Genomic DNA, 17,476 nt, shown 5'->3' with positions numbered 1-17,476 from the left:
AATCAATTTTTCTGATGGCGCGGCCAAGCCGGATTTATACCCTTGTCATTGATAGGTAATTGAGAAACAAAGACCGCTACAGTCCGCATCCAGCCAATTGCCGGCAGCCGGGCGAGGCTGTAGCAATACAACAGGCCTGTCTTCAACTCTTCACCGGCTTTTTCGCCAGCATCCGTTGTAAAGTGCGCCGGTGCATGTTCAAGGCCCGCGCGGTGGCGGAGATATTGCCGTCGTTCTCGCTAAGCACCCGCTGCAGATGCTCCCAGGTCACCCGTCGCAATGACATAGGCTGCGGCGTAAGAGGCAGTTCCGGATTGGCCTGCTGTTGTTCGAAAGCGGCCAGGATTTCATCCACCGTCGCCGGCTTGGCCAGGTATTGCACCGCGCCCAGCTTGGTGGCCTCCACCGCGGTGGCGATGCTGGCGTAGCCGGTCAGGATCAGAATGGCGCTGCGCGGACAGGCGGCGTGCAGCGCCGGCAGCAAGCGCAGCCCGCTGTCGCCGTCCAGATTCAGGTCCAGCACGATGCGCGCCGGGGCTTCGCCGGCCAGCTCCAGAGCCTGCGAGGCGGTTTGGGCCGCTGCCACCTGAAAACCGCGCCGGCTAAGCGAGCGCGCTAAAATGGCGACAAAGGCCTCGTCGTCGTCCACCAAAAGAAAGTCCAGCATCAGGCTCCGTCCTTATCATTCACTAGCAAGGGCAGGCGCACCTGCGCGTGCACGCCGCCCTCCGGCCGGTTCAGCAAGCGCAGCGAACCGCCCAGCCGCGCCAGCGTGGCGTGGCTCAGCATCACGCCCAGCCCCATGCCCACCGGCTTGTCGGACGGCAACGGGGTCAGCCCGGCGCGCTCCAGCTGCTGGTCGGTCAAACAGCCTTGATGGTTGACGATGTCCAGGAGCAAGGCCCCCTGCTCCAGCCGCGCCGCCACCGTCAGTTCGCCGCCGCCGGCCTCGGCCGCGTTGTTGATCAGATTGAAAAACGCCGGCCAGAACGCCGGGTCCAACGCCACCAGCGGGTCCGGTCCCCGTGGCGCCTGCCAATCCAGCCGCACGTCCGGCCGCAGCGAACGCCAGCCGGCCAGCTGCTCGGCCAGCGCGGCAAACAGCCCGCTCTCCCCCGGCGCGGACTCAGACCCCAACTTCAAGCGCGCCAACGCGCTGCCGCAATTGGCCAATTGCGCCTTCATCAGCCGCAAGTCCTCCATCAGCTCAGCGTCCTGCTGCCGGGTGGCCAGCAACTCGTCCACCAGCAGGGTCATGGTGTTCAACGGCGTGGACAGCGAGTGGGCGGCTCCGGCCGCCTGCATGCCCACCGCCAATAGTTGCTCGTCGCGCAACTGGGTTTCCCGCGCCGTCGCCAGCGCCGCTTCCCGCAGCGCCAGCTGCCGCGCCAGCCAGGATACGAAGCCGGCGATCAACAGCGCAGACAGCGCAAAGCTCAACCACATCCCGGTCAGATGCATGGAAAAGATATGCAGGGCATTGCCGTGGTCCACCGGCCAGGACAGATGCCACTCGAACAACAGGCCGTAAGCCGCCACGCTGACCAGCGCCAGGGCCCAGGCGAACAAGCCCGGCGACAGCAAGGCGGCGAATAGCACCGGCGGCAGAAACAGCGAAGCCAGCGGATTGGCCGCGCCGCCCGTGAAGGCCAACAGCTCGGTCAACACCAACACGTCGGCGGCCAGTCCCAAGCGCAAAGCCAGCAAAGGGTCGCCGCCGTGGCGCAGCCACCACGGCAGGCAGACGTTGACCGCGGCCAGCGTCAGCAGCGCCTGGGAGAGCAAAGGCCAGGGCAGATAGACCTGCTGCCACCAGCAGGCCAAGGCCACCGTAGAGCCCAGCAGCAACATCAGCCAGCGCAGCCAGCCTATCAGCCGCGCCGAGCGCGCGATGTCCGCGGTCAGGCCCAGACGGGGGGAAGAAACAGGAAATCCGGCAATCATGGCCAACACTTTATCACCATGGAACGCCCAGGGACGCTGCGACACTTTGCCGCATTGGGGCGGGACATCATGCAATTTAGAATTGTCATTCTCAAATTTGTTAATGTTAGTTTCTAAAAAATGTCTAAAAAACACTATTTGCTGCCTATCCCGCTGGCGCTCGCCGTCGGCCACGCCTTTGCCCAGGAGCTGCCGGAATTCCGCGGCGAGGAGGTCCTCGTCACCGCCGCCAAGGAGGAACAGCCGCTGAAAATGTCGGTGGACCCGCGCGCGCCGCGCCAGCCGCTGCCGTCCGCCGACGGCGCCGGCTTGCTCAAAGGCTTGCCCGGTTTCAACGTCATCCGCAAGGGCGGCGCCTCCGGCGATCCGCTGCTGCGCGGCCTGGGCGGTTCGCGACTGGCCATCCTCGCCGACGGCAATTTCGTGTTCGGCGGCTGCGGCGGCCGCATGGACCCGCCCACCGCCTATCTTTACCCGGACGCCTATGACGAAGTGAACGTGGTCAAGGGTCCGCAAAGCGTCAAACTCGGGCCCGGCCTGATCAGCGGCGGCGTCAACTTCGAACGCAAGACCAAGCGCTTTGACGAGGCCGGCGTGCGCTTCAACGGCAGTCTGACCGGCGGCAACGCCGACCGCAACGATGTCTACGCCGATGCCGCCTTCGGCTCCAGCCTGGGCTATGTGCGCGCCATCGCCAGCCGCAATCACGGCGGCGACTACAAGGACGGCAACGGCGCCAAAGTCCACTCCAGCTTCGACCGCGACAGCCAGACCCTGATCGCCGGCCTGACCCCGGACCGGGACACCACGCTGGAACTGGCTCTGGACCGAAGCCGCGGCCAGGCCGCCTACGCGGACCGAGGCATGGACGGCAGCAAGTTCGACCGCGACGCCTGGAGCTTCAAAGCCGAGCGCCGCAACCTCAGCGGCTGGCTGGACGCGCTGCGGCTGCAACTGGGTCATAGCTATGTCGACCACGTGATGGACAACTACTCCCTGCGCCCGCAGACCGCCCCGGCCAGCCGTTCCGCGATGAACCCGGACCGCAGCGCCGACACCGGCCGCCTGGCCGCCGACATGGCGTTTGGCGACTGGGAAGTGAGCGCCGGGTTCGACTGGCTCAGCGACCGCCACCGCAGCCGCATGGGCAAAGGCGTCAATGCCGGCCAATACGTGGACCAGCCGCGCGCGCCCAACCAAAGCTTCGACAATCACGGCGTCTACGCCGAAGCCAGCCACCCGCTGGGCGCCGGCGGCAAGCTGATTGCCGGTCTGCGCCGCGACCAGACTCAGGCGGTTTACGAGGCCAAGGCCGCCACGCACATGATGCCGGCCCAAGCGCGCCAGGAAACCCAGTATCAGCTCAACGCCGGCTTCCTTCGCTATGAGCACACGGCGGGCAATTGGACCCGCTACGTCGGCCTGGGCCAAGCCGAACGCGCGCCTGACTTCTGGGAGCGCAACAAGAGCTCGACGCTGAACAGCGAAACCAACCGTCAGCTGGACGCCGGGCTGCTCTACCGCGACGACAAGCTGCAAGGTTCGCTATCCGCCTACGCCAGCCGCGTGCAGAACTTTATCCTGGTGGAAGGCGAGGCCGGCGCAATCGGTGGCAAGGCCCGCAATATCGATGCCCGCCGCTACGGTTTCGAAGGCGACCTCAGCTGGCGCTTCGCGCCGGAATGGACGCTGTCCGGCAGCCTGGCCTGGGTTTGGGCCGCCAACCTCGATGAGAACCGCCCGCTGGGCCAGACTCCGCCGCTGGACGCCAAGGCGGCGCTGAAATGGGACAACGGCAAATACGCGGCCGGCCTGACCGTGCGCGGCGTGCAGCGCCAGGACCGCGTGGCTCCGGGCCAAGGCAATATCGTCGGCACCGACATCGGCGCGACGCCGGGCTTCGGCGTGGTGTCGCTGGACGGCGGCCTGCGGCTGAACAAACACGCCAAACTGCTGGTTGGCGTGGACAACCTGTTCAACAAAGCCTACGCCGAAAGCGTCAGCAAGGGAGGCGCGATGGTGGCCGGTTACGACCGCACCCTGCAGGTCAACGAACCCGGCCGCACCGTGTGGGGCCGCGTGCAATTACAGTTCTGATTCCTCGCCCTCTCGCCGCCGTGCCTCCAGTCTGCTAGGCTGGAGGCCTTTTGCCACCGCCCTCTCCCCGCCGGATGAAAACGCCCTATCTGAAAATCCTCGCTTGCGGCCTGACCCTGTTCATCCTGCTCGGCCCGCTGGTGGCCTTGCTGGCCAGCGGCGTGGTGCCGATGATGGCTTATTTGATGGGTGCGATCCCGGCATTGGGATTCGGTCTGCTGCTCTGCCTGCTGCGCATGTTGCTGGCCCGTCCCATCGCTGGCTGGCAGCAGGGATGGCCGCGCTGGCTGTTGGCCTTGGTCGCCTTCCTGCCCGGTGCTTTCAGCGGCAGCGCGGTCACCTTCGTCTACGCCAGACTGGCCGAACCGCTGCTGTACAACGACCTGATGAACCTCTACCTTGGCGCCATGGCAGGCGGCGTCTGCAACGCGCTGTTCTGGCTGATGCGCTTTGGCGCGCCGTCCCGACCCGACTAGGCAAAAAGAAAGCCCGCCGAAACCGGCGAGCTGCAACCAAATGTAGAACGCTGGCTGCGTCAGGGCCAGCGCAGCCAGCATAACCGGATTCCCCCGGCGTTCCCATGCGGCGAATTGCCGCAGTCTCAGCGCCGACGCAAACTGGCTTCCAGCCCGCCGCCGTCGCGGTTGACCAGGCTCAGCCTCAGGCCGTGCAGCTCCGCCACCCGCTCGACGATGGACAGACCCAGCCCGCTGCCGGCCACGTCCTGGCCCGGCGGGCGGAAGAAGCGCTCGCGTATCCGTGCCAGCCATTCCGCCGCCACGCCCGGACCACGGTCCAGCACGCTAACCGCGTCCTCGGCCAGCACCAGCCGCGCCTCGCCGCCCTCGGCGCCGTAGCGGATAGCGTTCTCCAGCAGATTGCGCAGCATCAGCCCCACCAGGGTTTCATCGCCGCTCAAAGGCAAGGCCCGCTCCGGCACGCAACGCCATTCCGTCTCCAGCTTCACCCCCTTGAGCGCAGCCTCCGCCGCCATCTCCGCCAGCAAGCGCTCCGCCAGCGTCGCCCAGGCGATGGGCTGCCCCTGTCCCGGCCGGCTAAGCGGGTCCAGCCGCGACAGAGCCAACAACTGCTCCACCAGCCGCGTGGCGCGGTCTATGCCCAGCATCAGCTGCCGCAACGCGTGCTTGCGCCGTTCCTCGTCCGGCAACAGTTCCAACACCTCGGCCTGCACTTTCAGCGCCGCCAGCGGCGTGCGCAGTTCATGCGCGGCGTCGGCGGTGAAGCGGCGCTCATGTTCCAGCGTGGAGGCAATGCGGGCGAACAAGGCGTTGAGCGCGTCCACCAACGGCATCACCTCCCGCGGCACCTCGCGCGACACCGGCTCGCTGTCGTCCGGCGCGCGCTGGGCAATGCCGGCGGCCAGACGCTTGAGCGGCCCCAGTTCGCGACGCACCGCCAGCAGGATCAGCAACAGCATCACCGGCAGACCCAACAACCACGGCAGCAGCTGGGCGGACACCACCTTCAGCACCATGTCGTGTCGCAAGCCCTGCTTCTGCCCCACCGCCACCAGCCGCGAACCGTCCGGCGCGGCCAGATAGATCAGTCGCCAGTTGTGATCGCTGTCCTTGCCGCGATAATCGTGGAAGCCGCGCCGTTCCGGCTCGAAATCGAAGCGACGGCCTCGGCCGTCGCTGAGCAGCAACCGGCCGTGGCGGTCCCATACCGCCAAGCCGAAATCGTCGTTGTCCAACTGCCCCTTGTCCGCGTGTTTGAGCAGATGCTTGAGCTTGGGCAGATCAATCACCTCTTCGTCGCCGACATCCACCAGCAGCAGCTGCCGAGCGAACTGGCCCATCTGGGTGTCGAACAGCTCGTCCACCTCCTCGTGCGCCAGCCAGGCCGCGGCGGCGGAAGCCACCAGCCAGATCGCCGGCACAATCAACAACAGCAGCAGCAATAGCCGCGCCTGCAGGCTGCGCGGTCCTCTCATGCCGGATCTCCCAAGGTATAGCCGACGCCGCGCAGCGTGCGGATGAAGGCGCTGCCCAGCTTCTTGCGCAAATGATGCACATGCACCTCCACCGCGTTGCTTTCCAGCTCCTGTCCCCAACCGTAGAGCTTGTCCTCGATCAGCTCGCGCGGCAGCACTCGTCCCTTGTGGCTGAGCAGCAGCTCAAGCAGCGCCAGCTCGCGCGCGGTCAACTCAAGCGGCGCGCCGTCCAGCGTGGCCGCGCGCGCCACAGGGTCCAGACAGAGACGGCCATGCCGCCATTCCGGATGGCTCTGGCCGTGGCGGCGACGATGAAGCGCGCGCAGCCGCGCCGCCACCTCCGTCAGCGCGAACGGCTTGACCAAATAATCGTCGGCGCCGGCGTCCAGGCCGCCCACGCGGTCTGCCAGCGCGTCGCGCGCGGTCAACACCAGTACCGGCACATCCTGACCGCCGCGCCGCCAGGCGGACAAGATATCCATGCCGTCCATGCCCGGCAGCCCCAGGTCCAGCACCACCGCGTCGTAGGGCGCGGCGCCAAGCGCCGCCAGGCCCTGCTTGCCATCGCGAAACCAATCCGCGACGAAACCCAGCTGCTCCAGGCCCATCTTCAACCCGTCGCCGATCTGAGCGTCGTCCTCCACCACCAAAACCCGCATATCCGTCTCCCCGCCGCCGGGCGTTCAAGGTCCCGGCAGCCTAGCGCGCTCTCGCCGCCGTAACAAGCGCCGCCGCAAAACCGGATTACAGCAGCCTGCGCTTAAGACAATCTTAAAGGCTGCGCTCAAGAAATTTCATCGCCTCGTCACTGAAATCTCACGCGACTGTCACCTGCCGCTGGCAGCATCGCCAGCAGTCCACAGGCCGACGGAGCCGCCATGCAGCCAGACCCCGCCCCCGACAGCGCCCGACAACTGCGCGCGATCTGGATTTCCGACGTCCACCTCGGCACCTCCGGCTGCCGCGCCGACCACCTGCTGGATTTCCTGCGCTTTCACGAATCCGAATACCTGTACCTGGTCGGCGACATCGTCGACGGCTGGCAACTGAAAAAATCCTGGTACTGGAAACAAAGCCATAACGACGTGGTGCAGAAAGTGCTGCGCAAGGCTCGCAAGGGCACCAAGGTGATCTACGTGCCCGGCAACCACGACGAGGCGGCGCGGCAATACGCCGGGCTGGACTTCGGCGGCATCGCCATCCGCCAAGAGGCCGAGCACCGCACCGCCGACGGCAAGCGGCTGCTGATCCTGCACGGCGACGAGTTCGACGGCGTGATCCAATACGCCAAATGGCTGGCCTACGTCGGCGACACCCTATACACCCTGATCCTGGAACTGAACCGCGGCTTCAACTGGGCGCGGCTGAAACTGGGCCTGCCGTACTGGTCTCTGTCGCAATATCTGAAACACCGAGTCAAAAACGCGGTCAACTTCATCAGCAACTTCGAAACCATTCTCGCCGGAGAAGCGCGCCGGCGCGGCTTCGACGGCGTGATCTGCGGCCATATCCACAAGGCCGAGGTTCGCGATATCGACGGCATCCTCTACGGCAACAGCGGCGACTGGGTGGAAAGCCTGTCCGCGCTGGTGGAACACCCCGACGGACGGCTGGAAGTGCTGTACTGGACCCAACTGGGCCAGCCGGCCGCCGCGCCGCAACCCCAAGCGGCGCAAGCCGACCACAAGGAACCGACATGCGCATCCTGATCGTCACCGACGCCTGGCTGCCCCAGGTCAACGGCGTGGTCCGCTCGCTGACCGAAACCGCCCGCGAACTGGCCGGCTTCGGACACCAGGTGGAAATGATCACCCCGCAGGCCTTTCGCACTCTGCCCTGCCCCACTTACCCCGACATCCGGCTGTCGCTGTTCCCCTACCGCACAGTAGCCGCACGCATCTCCGCCTTCGCCCCGGACGCCGTCCACATCGCCACCGAGGGACCGCTGGGCCTGGCCGCGCGCCGCTATTGCCTGCGCCACGGCCTGGCCTTCTCCACCGCCTACCACACCCGCTTTCCGGAATACGTGCACGCCCGCTGCCGGCTGCCGCTGGCGGTCAGTTACGCCTGGATGCGCCGCTTCCACAACGCCGCCCATTGCGTGATGGTGCCCACTCAATCCATCGCCGACGATTTGACCGCCCGCGGCTTCCGCAACGTCAAGCTGTGGAGCCGCGGCGTGGACACCGCGCTATTCAGCCCCGGCCCGCGCGACCGGCTGGACGGCACCGCGCCGCCGCGCTTCGTCTACATCGGCCGGGTGGCGGTGGAAAAAAACATCGAAGCCTTCCTCAAGCTGGAGCTGCCGGGCAGCAAATGGGTGGTGGGCGACGGCCCGCAACTGGCCCGGCTGAAACAGCAATATCAGGACGTTCACTTCGCCGGCATCTTTCCCCAGCATGAACTGGCGCGTTTCTACCGCGCAGCCGACGTCTTCGTGTTCCCCAGCCTGACCGACACCTTCGGCCTGGTGCTGCTGGAGGCGATGGCCTGCGGCACGCCGGTGGCCGCCTATCCAGTGGCAGGCCCGCTGGACGTGGTGGGCGACAGCGGCGCCGGCGTGCTGGACGCGGACCTGCGGGCCGCCTGCCTCAAAGCCCTGGAATTGGACCGCGGCCATGTGCGCGCCGTCGCGGAACGCTATTCCTGGCAAGCGGCCAGCCGCCAGTTCGAACAACATTTGCGCCCCGCGCGGCTGGCGCTGGCCGCCCCGCTGCCAGACCCAAAGGCCGGCTGAACCCCTCTTGCATTGGGCGCGGCGGAGTCTTATAGTGGAATAGTCAACACGACAGGGAGGGTTCCGAATGCTTTCACGGCAGAATGCCGGCGGCCATCCAGTGATACACGCGTTGAGCATTGGCCAATAACCACGGCCAGCCAAATCGGCACAGTCCGCAACGCCAAGCCAGCCTCCAAGACGGAGCACAAGCAGCCCAGGCCCGGCCGGTCCGCCAAATTCAGAGTTAGCAAACTTGAGATTACCGTTTGTCGATTTGCCAAGTAAGAAAGGCGCGGTTGGTCTTTCTGTGATGTCCATCAAGGACACATGCGCGGCAGCCCGTCATGATGATGGCTCCGCCTCAACACGGCAACAGTCATTGAGCTGTCTTGGACAGCCCGCTCTTTGGTAACGGCCTTGCGGCAGTAGTAGTGGTAGTGAAGCCAGCAAGGGTAAAGCGCACAGTATTTCTCCGTATGTTGTCTGAGAGGGCGTCCCGCCATGGTGACGCCCTCTTTCGTTGCGCCGCCCACAAATAACGCGCAGCGATAAACACATCAGAAAACAATCGTTCGGCTGTAACGGCAATGTCGGTTAACATGCTGTTCCAATTGAATTTAACGCCGCTCGCTCCGGGTTTGCCCAGCAAGAGCGAGCGGCGAAGCGCCAAACCGGTTAAAATCGGCCCCAATACTTTTCGAGCTTCTACTTCATAAATTAGCGAGCAGCAAACCTTATGTCCTCTCCCAACCTGACCTCCGAAAAGGTCCTGTCCGTCCATCACTGGAACGACACCCTGTTCAGCTTCACCTGCACCCGCGACGCCGGCCTGCGCTTCATCAACGGCCAGTTCGTGATGATAGGTCTGGAAGTCAACGGCAAGCCGCTGATGCGCGCCTACTCCATCGTTAGCTCCAACTACGAAGAGCACATGGAGTTCTACAGCATCAAGGTTCAGGACGGTCCGCTGACCTCCCGCCTGCAGCACCTGAAGGTGGGCGACACCGTGATGATCAGCAAGAAGCCCACCGGCACCCTGGTGCAGGACAATCTGCTGCCCGGCAAGAACCTCTACCTGCTGTCCACCGGCACCGGCCTCGCCCCCTTCATGTCCATCATCAAAGATCCGGACGTGTACGAGCGTTACGACAAGGTGATTTTGACCCACGGCGTGCGCTGGGTCAGCGAGCTGGGCTACCACGACTACATCACCAAAGAACTGCCGGAAAACGAATTCTTCGGCGAGATGGTGCGCGAAAAACTGATCTACTACCCGACCGTGACCCGCGAGCCGTTCCGCAATCAGGGCCGGCTGACCGATCTGATCACCAGCGGCAAACTGTGCGCCGACATCGGCCTGCCACAAATGAACCCGGAACACGACCGCGCGCTGATCTGCGGCAGCCCGTCCATGCTGCACGACCTGTGCGAGATCCTGAACGGCATGGGCTTCAAGGAATCGCCGCGCATGGGCGAACCGGCCGACTACGCGATCGAACGCGCCTTCGTCGAAAAATAAGCCGTCGCCTGGCTTCCGCCGCAATAAAAACGCCATCCTTCACGGATGGCGTTTTTCCATTCCAACGGCTGACGCGCGGTCTCACCGCGCCCGCTGGGCAGGGAGCGAACGCTTATTTCAGCACGCTCTCCAGCGCTTTCAGACACAAGGCCACATTCTCGCGGCGCGCGCCGTAACCCATCAGGCCGATGCGCCAGGCCTTGCCGGCCAAATCGCCCAGCCCGCCGCCTATCTCCAAGTTGTACTCCTGCAACAGACGATTGCGCGTGGCGGCGTCGTCTATGCCCTCGGGAATATAGACCGCGTTCAACTGCGGCAGCCGCGCGGCGGCGTCCACCACAAACTTCAGCCCCAGCTTTTCCAGGCCGTCGCGCAGAATCAGATGCATATCGCGATGGCGCTGCCAGGCTGTCTCCAGTCCCTCGACGGCTAGCTGACGCAACGACTCATGCAGCGCGTACAAAGCGTTCACCGGCGCGGTGTGATGGTAGCTGCGCTTGCCGCCGCCCCAATAGGCCATCACCAGAGTCTGGTCAAGAAACCAACTGGGCACCAGACTTTGCCGCGCCTGCAACTTATCCACCGCAGCCGGCGAGAACGACAACGGCGACAGGCCGGGCACGCAGGACAGACACTTCTGGCTGCCGGAATACACCGCGTCTACACCCCATTCGTCCACCCGCAGCTCCACCCCGCCCAGCGAAGTCACCGCGTCGACGATGCTCAGGCAGCCGTGACGTTTGGCCAGCGCGCACAGCGTCTTGGCGTCGGACAGCGCGCCAGTGGAGGTTTCGGCGTGGACAAAAGCCAGGAAACGCGCGTCCGGATTGGCTTTCAGCGCGCTCTCCACCGCATCCGGGTCCACCGGCTGGCCCCACGGGCTATCCACCAACACCGGCACCGCGCCCAGCCGCACCACATTCTGGCGCATGCGCTCGCCGAACACGCCGTTGCGGCAGACGATGACTTTCTCCCCCGGCTCAACCAGGTTGACGAAGCAGGCCTCCATGCCGGCGGAGCCTGGCGCCGACAGCGCCACCGTCATCGGGTTTGTAGTTTGGAACGCGTATTGCAGCAGGCTTTTCACCTCGTCCATCATGCCGACGAACAACGGGTCCAGGTGGCCGACAGTGGGACGGGCCTGAGCGGCCAGTACTTCCGGATAAACGTCGGACGGACCCGGTCCCATCAGAATGCGGCGCGGCGGCAGGAAGGCGGAAACTTGCGGGGCGGCTAACATGGAAGCTCCTTATGCGCAAAATGAACGAAAGCGGTTTCAACGCCGAAGCATGCGGTCGGCATCGAACCACTCGAGTGTAACAGCATACGGTCGCCGGGCACGCCTGTCCTAGCGGCGGCGGTCGCGCGCCAAGAACCTGTTCAAAGTCTGCTGCGCTTCAGCGACACCCCGCAGAGCCCCTCTTCGAAATACTCATCTTCCCTATGTACATTCCGCTTTCTCAGCGGTTTTCGCCTTGTCTCGCTCTCGCTCGCGCGACGTTGAACAGGCTCTTAAGAAGCCACTCAAAAAGAAAAAGGAGGCCGAGGCCTCCTTTGAGTCTTGGCCTCCCTGAGGGGCCTGTTTTTTTTAGCGAGCCAGACGCGGGGTCCGGTTTATTTGGCAGCCGATGCAGCGGCCTTTTTGGCCTTGCCGGCGTGCTTCTTGTGTTGAGCGGGCTTTTTCTCCGCTTTCTTGGCCGGAGCGGAGGCTTCGGCTTTAGCGGCCTGGGCTTTTTGCGCCGGAGCGGAAGCTACCTTTTTAGCGTGCTTGGCGTGCGGCTTTTTAGCGGCGTGCTTCTTGGCCGGAGCGGAAGCTTCAGCCTTGGCGGCTTGGGCTTTCTGAGCGGCGGCGGAAGCAGCCTTCTTCGCATGCGGCTTCTTAGCGGCGTGCTTGGCCTTGGCCGGAGCGGATGCTTCAGCCTTGGCGGCTTGGGCTTTCTGAGCGGCGGCGGAGGCGGGCTTCTTCGCATGCGGCTTCTTAGCGGCGTGCTTCTTGGCCGGAGCGGAGGCTTCAGCCTTGGCGGCCTGGGCTTTTTGCGCCGGAGCGGAAGCGGCTACCTTTTCGCCTTTCTTGGCGTGGTGGATCTTGGCCGGGTGCTTTTCAGCTTTCTTGGCGGCCGGAGCCATTTTGGCTACCGGAGCGGAAGCGGTCGGCTTGGCGGTTTCGGCGGCGAAACCAGCAGCGGAGCTCAGGCCGAAAGCGGCGGTCAGGGCAAGCAGAGTCAGTTTGTTCATGATGCATCTCCAGTTTCAGGCTTGGGAACCTTGGGCTCCCGTTCACCGATCACATCGCGCCGGATTCGGCGCTTCCTTGAGACGTATCCTAGCCCTGCCCCCGCCCCGGGTCTGTTAGTCGCTTGTAAGCCCGTGTAACGTCAAGTACGGCATGCCTTCACCGCTTCCTCTTCGCGGTCGTCACCTGATACACCCCGCCAAACAAGGTGCGCTTGCTCCAGTCGAAACCATCAGCCTCTTGCGCGTAGTCACGGATCTCATGATTCCACAACGCCTCGGCGAACGGCTCCAGCACGCGGTTCACCCATTTGAGCAGCCAGCCTATCGGCTGCCACGGCTTGGGCCTATGGTAATCGACGAAGACCGCGCGGCCGCCGGGTGGCACTTGCGACAGCATATTGTCGACGATGGCACGCTTCAGATGATCCGGCACCTCGTGCAGCAGGAAGAAGCTGCAAATCAAGTTGAAATCGTCGGATTCCAGCCGGTAATTGCCGGCGTTGGCGCGCACCACCGCGGCTTGAGGACGATCTCGCAGCTTGCGCTCGGCGTGCTCTATCTGCACCGGGGTGATGTCGGTAAGCACAAAGCGCCCGTCCCGGCCCGCCCGGTCCGCGGCCCGCTGCACCAGGTCGCCGTAGACATGAGCCACCTGCCACACCTTGTCGCCGGGCCGGATCTGCTCCAGATAGGCGCGCATCAGTCTTTGATCGTTGAAGAACAGCAACACGCGCACAACCAGGTTGCGATCCAGCCAGCCGGCCTTGCGCGGGTTGACGTAAGCCCAGTCGTATACCTGGGTCATATATTCCGGCACGCCCTCGTAATACGGGTCTACCGGCAGCTTGGGGTGGTTTTGGGTCATCGCGCAGCCATCTGAAAGCAAGAAAGCTCCAGACTAGCAAAACCGGCCGGCGATATTTTTGAGGCAAGCCAAGAAAGCTGGCGGATAGGCCGGCGGCAGCCGGCCTTTAGAATGGCGGAGACGCTCAATCCGCCAGCGTCAGCACCACCGGAGTATGGTCCGACGGCCGCTCCCACTTGCGCGGCGCCTTGTCGATCACGCAGTCCAGCGCCCGCGGCTTCAACGCGTCGCTGACCAGGATATGGTCGATGCGCACGCCCTTGTTGCGGCGGAACATCATCGCGCGGTAATCCCACCAGCTGTATTGCTTCTCCTCCTGATTGAACAGCCGGAAGCTGTCGCTCAGGCCCAACGCGATCAGACGGCGGAAGGATTCTCGCTCCGGCGTACTGCACAGCACTTGCTCGTGCCAGCTTTCCGGGTCGTACACATCGCGGTCTTCCGGAGCGATATTGTAGTCGCCCAACAGCAGCAGCTGCGGGTGGCGCTGCAACTCGGCGGCGACATAGCGCTCCAGATTGGCCAGCCATTCCAGCTTGTACGGATACTTGGGCGAATCCACCGCCTCGCCGTTGACGAAATAGCCGCAGATCACCCGAATGCCGTTCACCGTGGCGGCAATCACTCGGCGCTGCTCGTCGCCGTAATCCGGGATGCCGCACACCACGTCTTCCAGCTCCAGCGGCGCGCGGGCCAGAATGGCCACGCCGTTGTAGGTTTTCTGACCGAACCAGGCGGCGCGATAACCGGCCGCTTCGATCTCGGCTAGCGGAAACACATCCTGATCCATTTTCAGTTCTTGCAGGCAGAGCACGTCCACCGGGCTGTCGGACAGCCATTGGATCACCTGCGGCAGGCGGACCTTGAGGGAATTGACGTTCCAGGTGGCAAAACGCATCGGCGGGCTCTCCAAATGTTTTTCATGCAAAGGCCGACACCATAACCGCAGCGCGCGGCACTGCCAAGCTTTGGGCGGCGACAGTCGCCTACGTCGATTATTTAATGGTTGATTAAACAAAAATGTTTAAACAAATAAACAACAGCCGGACGACGGTAATTTGCCAAGGCCCGGAATGCCGGCCTATGATCGAAAGCGTCGTTGTAACCGGAGCAAGTTCTTGACTATCAAGCACAAGCAGCACGACGCGCAACAGGCATTATGCCCGACGCGCAATCCCAACCGTCCTCGTCTGGCGCCGTTGACGCCGCCCTTCTCGATGCGAACTCCCACCTTCCAGCGCCGCCACATCTTGCAGCCGCTGACGCCGTCCGCCAAACCAGAGCGAGATAGCTGAATCTTTTAGCCGCGCGATCCGCGGCAAAAAAAAGGCGCCTCCGTCTACACGGAGGCGCGCAATAGACACTATATCAATCTACCCTGATATGCGTCTGGCTCGCTTGCTGCTCTGGAGATAACCCACTGAGCAAAAAATTAGAGCCGCGACGCTTCACAAGAGTTCCGGCAAAGACCGGAATATTTTTCCTCCGGCATAAAACAAACGTTTCAAACCGTCTCCACCATGCCGGAATGGCGCAGCAAGGCGTCGATCTGCGGATCGCGGCCGCGGAAAGCGCGGAAGGACTCCAGCGCCGGACGGCTGCCGCCCACCGCCAGAATCTCGTCCCAGAAGCGCTTGCCGGTGTCCGGATTGGCGCCGCCAGCCTCCTCGAAAGCCGCATAGGCGTCCGCGGACAGCACTTCCGCCCATTTGTAGCTGTAATAGCCGGCCGAATAGCCGCCGGCGAAGATGTGGCTGAAGCTATTGGGGAAGCGGTTGTAGGCCGGCGGGAAGTTCACCGCCACCTCGCGGCGCACCTCGTCCAGCAAGGCCAGCCAGTCGCCCTTGTCGGCGTCGAATACGCTGTACAGCTGCAGGTCGAACAGCGCGAACTCCAGCTGGCGCACCGTAGCCATACCACTCTGGAAGTTCTTGGCCGCCAGCATCTTGTCGAACAGCTCGCGCGGTAAAGTCGCCCCGCTGTCCACATGGCTAGTCATACCCTGCACCACGTCCCATTCCCAGGCGAAGTTTTCCAGGAACTGGCTGGGCAACTCCACCGCGTCCCACTCCACGCCGTTGATGCCCGCCACGCCCAGTTCATCGACGCGGGTCAGCATATGGTGCAGACCGTGGCCGAACTCGTGGAACAAGGTGATCACTTCATCGTGGGTGAACAGCGCCGGCTTGTCGCCCACCGGACGGGTAAAGTTGCAGGTCAGATAGGCGATAGGCGTCTGCACCTGGCCGCTCTTGCTGCGGCGGCCGCGCGCGTCGTCCATCCAGGCGCCGGAACGCTTGCCGTCGCGGGCGTACAAATCGAAATAGAAGCTGCCGATCAGTTGGCCGTCTTTGTGGATGTCGAAGAAGCGCACGTCCGGATGCCAGACCGGCGCGCTGCTCGGACGCACTTCCACGCCAAACAGCGTGGACACCACGCCGAACAGGCCGGGCAGCACCTTGCTTTCCGGGAAGTATTGCTTCACTTCTTGCTCGGAGAAGGCGTAACGCGCCACGCGCAGCTTTTCCGCGGCGTAGGCCAGATCCCAGGCTTCCAGCTTGGCCAGTCCCAGTTCGGCGGCGGCGAAGGCTTCCAGTTCCTGGCGGTCCTTGACCGCGAACGGCTTGGCGCGCGCGGCCAGATCGCGCAGGAAGGCGATCACCTGTTCCGGGCTTTCCGCCATCTTGGTGAACAAGGACAGTTCGGCGAAGTTGGCGAAGCCCAGCAGTTGGGCTTCCTCGCGCGCCAGTTGCAGCTTTTCGCGGATGATGGGGCTGTTGTCGCGTTCGGCCGGGCCGAACTCCGAGGCGCGCTGCACATTGGCCTGATACAGCTTTTCGCGCAGCGCGCGGTTGTCCGCGTACTGCAACACCGGGAAATAGAACGGGAACTGCAAGGTGATCTTGTAGCCGCTCTTATCGTCGCCGGCCGCGGCGGCGGCGAACAGTTCCAGCGAATCCTCGGGCACGCCGGACAGCTCGGCCTTGTCCTCGATGTACAGGCTGAAGGCGTCGGTGGCGTCCAGCACGTTCTGCTCGAACTTGGCGGACAGCTCGGCCAGCCGCGTCTGAATGGCGGCGAAACGCTCTTTCTCCGCCTGCGGCAGTTCCGCGCCGGACAGGCGGAAATCACGCAGATCGTTGGAAACGATTTTCTTGCGCGCCGCGCTGTAGCCGTCATGCTCGGGACTGGCCGCCAGCGCCTTGAAGCGAGCGTACAAATCCAGGTTCTGGCCCATCTCGGTCCAGAACTCGGAAATGCGAGGGATATTGGCGTTGTACGCCTCGCGCAGCTCCGGCGTGTTCACCACCGCGTTCAGATGGCCCACCACGCCCCAGGCGCGGCTGAGATGCTCGGTGGCGTCGGTCAGCGGATCGACGAAGCTTTCCCAGCTGGGCGCGCCCTGCTCCGCGGTCAGCCGCGCCACCGCGGCGCGCGCGGCGGACAGCAATTCGTCGATGGCGGGGGAAATGTGCTCCGGTTTGATCTCCGCGAAACGGGTCAGTCCGGAAAAGTCCAGCAAGGGGTTCTGGCTCATATTGGCATCCTGTGGGGGTATGATGGGAACTTTACCCGATTTCAGATGAGGACAGACCGATGAAAAGCAATATCCGCCCTTATGACGGGCATCAGCCGCAAATCCACGACAGCTGCTACATCGACCCGGCGGCGGTGGTCATCGGCGAAGTCTCGTTGGCGGAAGGCGCGTCGGTCTGGCCCTGTGCCGTGATCCGCGGCGACGTCAACGCCATCAGCATAGGCGAGAACTCCAACATCCAGGATTTCGCCATGCTGCACGTCAGCCACAGAAGCGCCGCGGACCCGGCCGGCGCGCCGCTGGTGATAGGCCGCAACGTCACCATCGGCCACCACGTCACCCTGCACGGCTGCACCATAGGCGACGAAGTGTTGGTCGGCATCGGCAGCATCGTGCTGGACCGCGCGGTGATCGAACCGCGGGTGCTGATCGGCGCCGGCAGCCTGGTGCCGCCGGGCAAGCGGCTGGAGTCCGGCTATCTTTATCTGGGCAATCCGGTCAAACAGGCGCGGCCGCTGACCGAAAAAGAACTGGCCTACTTCCAATACTCCGCCGAACACTACCTGCGCGTGGCGGCCAAGCACAAACCCAATCTGGAGGACTGA

16 protein-coding genes are annotated in these 17,476 nt (G+C 63.9%); 7 read left to right on the top strand and 9 right to left on the bottom strand.

Features of this window, described 5'->3' with window-relative positions:
• Positions 1-142: 142 nt before the first annotated feature.
• Positions 143-667: a response regulator transcription factor gene (locus DXT74_RS06200; protein WP_043637108.1), complete on the bottom strand. Its 525-nt coding sequence runs from the start codon at positions 665-667 to the stop codon at positions 143-145.
• The gene (locus tag DXT74_RS06195; protein ID WP_043637197.1) at positions 667-1,944 is read right to left on the bottom strand and encodes an ATP-binding protein; all 1,278 of its coding nucleotides are present in this window, start codon (positions 1,942-1,944) and stop codon (positions 667-669) included. Before DXT74_RS06195 ends, DXT74_RS06200 begins: the two co-directional genes overlap by 1 nt.
• Positions 1,945-2,064: 120 nt before the next feature.
• Between DXT74_RS06195 and DXT74_RS06190 the strand changes: the two genes are divergently transcribed.
• Positions 2,065-4,041 (top strand): TonB-dependent copper receptor, encoded by a 1,977-nt coding sequence (locus DXT74_RS06190; protein ID WP_194427545.1) that lies wholly within the window; start codon positions 2,065-2,067, stop codon positions 4,039-4,041.
• Between the two features lie 50 nt (positions 4,042-4,091).
• Entirely contained in the window at positions 4,092-4,517 is a 426-nt protein-coding gene (locus tag DXT74_RS06185) for a hypothetical protein (protein ID WP_143330345.1), read from the top strand.
• 125 nt (positions 4,518-4,642) lie between these two features.
• On the opposite strand, the gene DXT74_RS23115 is transcribed toward DXT74_RS06185, so the two are convergent.
• Positions 4,643-5,995 (bottom strand): ATP-binding protein, encoded by a 1,353-nt coding sequence (locus DXT74_RS23115; RefSeq protein WP_194427544.1) that lies wholly within the window; start codon positions 5,993-5,995, stop codon positions 4,643-4,645.
• The gene (locus tag DXT74_RS06175; RefSeq protein WP_019104203.1) at positions 5,992-6,654 is read right to left on the bottom strand and encodes a response regulator; all 663 of its coding nucleotides are present in this window, start codon (positions 6,652-6,654) and stop codon (positions 5,992-5,994) included. Before DXT74_RS06175 ends, DXT74_RS23115 begins: the two co-directional genes overlap by 4 nt.
• A gap of 219 nt (positions 6,655-6,873) precedes the next feature.
• On the opposite strand from DXT74_RS06175, the gene DXT74_RS06170 reads away from it, so the two are divergent.
• The 3 genes from DXT74_RS06170 to DXT74_RS06160 all read left to right on the top strand — a co-directional run bounded on the left by DXT74_RS06170 (position 6,874) and on the right by DXT74_RS06160 (position 10,233).
• The gene (locus tag DXT74_RS06170) at positions 6,874-7,704 is read left to right on the top strand and encodes a UDP-2,3-diacylglucosamine diphosphatase (protein ID WP_043637118.1); all 831 of its coding nucleotides are present in this window, start codon (positions 6,874-6,876) and stop codon (positions 7,702-7,704) included.
• Positions 7,692-8,732, top strand: a complete 1,041-nt coding sequence (locus tag DXT74_RS06165) for a glycosyltransferase family 1 protein (RefSeq protein WP_043637122.1) — start codon at positions 7,692-7,694, stop codon at positions 8,730-8,732. Before DXT74_RS06170 ends, DXT74_RS06165 begins: the two co-directional genes overlap by 13 nt.
• A gap of 718 nt (positions 8,733-9,450) precedes the next feature.
• On the top strand, positions 9,451-10,233 hold the full coding sequence (locus DXT74_RS06160; protein WP_019104206.1) for a ferredoxin--NADP reductase: 783 nt from the start codon (positions 9,451-9,453) through the stop codon (positions 10,231-10,233).
• Positions 10,234-10,345: 112 nt separating this feature from the next.
• Here DXT74_RS06160 and DXT74_RS06155 read toward each other — a convergent pair whose 3' ends face one another.
• From DXT74_RS06155 to xth, 4 genes are all read right to left on the bottom strand, one after another.
• Complete coding sequence (locus tag DXT74_RS06155; protein ID WP_043637127.1) at positions 10,346-11,473, bottom strand: alanine--glyoxylate aminotransferase family protein; 1,128 nt, start codon at positions 11,471-11,473, stop codon at positions 10,346-10,348.
• A gap of 374 nt (positions 11,474-11,847) precedes the next feature.
• Entirely contained in the window at positions 11,848-12,468 is a 621-nt protein-coding gene (locus tag DXT74_RS22800) for a hypothetical protein (RefSeq protein ID WP_081556593.1), read from the bottom strand.
• Between the two features lie 157 nt (positions 12,469-12,625).
• Complete coding sequence (rquA, locus tag DXT74_RS06145) at positions 12,626-13,333, bottom strand: rhodoquinone biosynthesis methyltransferase RquA (RefSeq protein ID WP_043637131.1); 708 nt, start codon at positions 13,331-13,333, stop codon at positions 12,626-12,628.
• Between the two features lie 124 nt (positions 13,334-13,457).
• Positions 13,458-14,231, bottom strand: a complete 774-nt coding sequence (gene xth / locus DXT74_RS06140; RefSeq protein ID WP_194427543.1) for an exodeoxyribonuclease III — start codon at positions 14,229-14,231, stop codon at positions 13,458-13,460.
• A gap of 220 nt (positions 14,232-14,451) precedes the next feature.
• Here xth and DXT74_RS06135 point away from each other — a divergent pair, with 220 nt between their 5' ends.
• Positions 14,452-14,628 carry a hypothetical protein gene (locus DXT74_RS06135; protein ID WP_156038958.1) on the top strand — a complete coding sequence of 59 codons (177 nt, stop codon included), beginning with the start codon at positions 14,452-14,454 and terminating at the stop codon, positions 14,626-14,628.
• A gap of 209 nt (positions 14,629-14,837) precedes the next feature.
• Here DXT74_RS06135 and DXT74_RS06130 read toward each other — a convergent pair whose 3' ends face one another.
• A complete protein-coding gene (locus DXT74_RS06130; protein ID WP_118268354.1) occupies positions 14,838-16,871 on the bottom strand; it encodes a M3 family metallopeptidase in 2,034 nt (677 codons plus the stop codon).
• Between the two features lie 59 nt (positions 16,872-16,930).
• Here DXT74_RS06130 and DXT74_RS06125 point away from each other — a divergent pair, with 59 nt between their 5' ends.
• A complete protein-coding gene (locus DXT74_RS06125; protein WP_019104212.1) occupies positions 16,931-17,476 on the top strand; it encodes a gamma carbonic anhydrase family protein in 546 nt (181 codons plus the stop codon).

Origin of the sequence: Chromobacterium sp. Rain0013 (genome assembly GCF_015291765.1) — a bacterium.
Lineage (GTDB): Bacteria > Pseudomonadota > Gammaproteobacteria > Burkholderiales > Chromobacteriaceae > Chromobacterium > Chromobacterium haemolyticum.
Note: the sequence above shows the minus strand (reverse complement) of the source record. Positions and strands in the feature narration are given on the sequence as shown.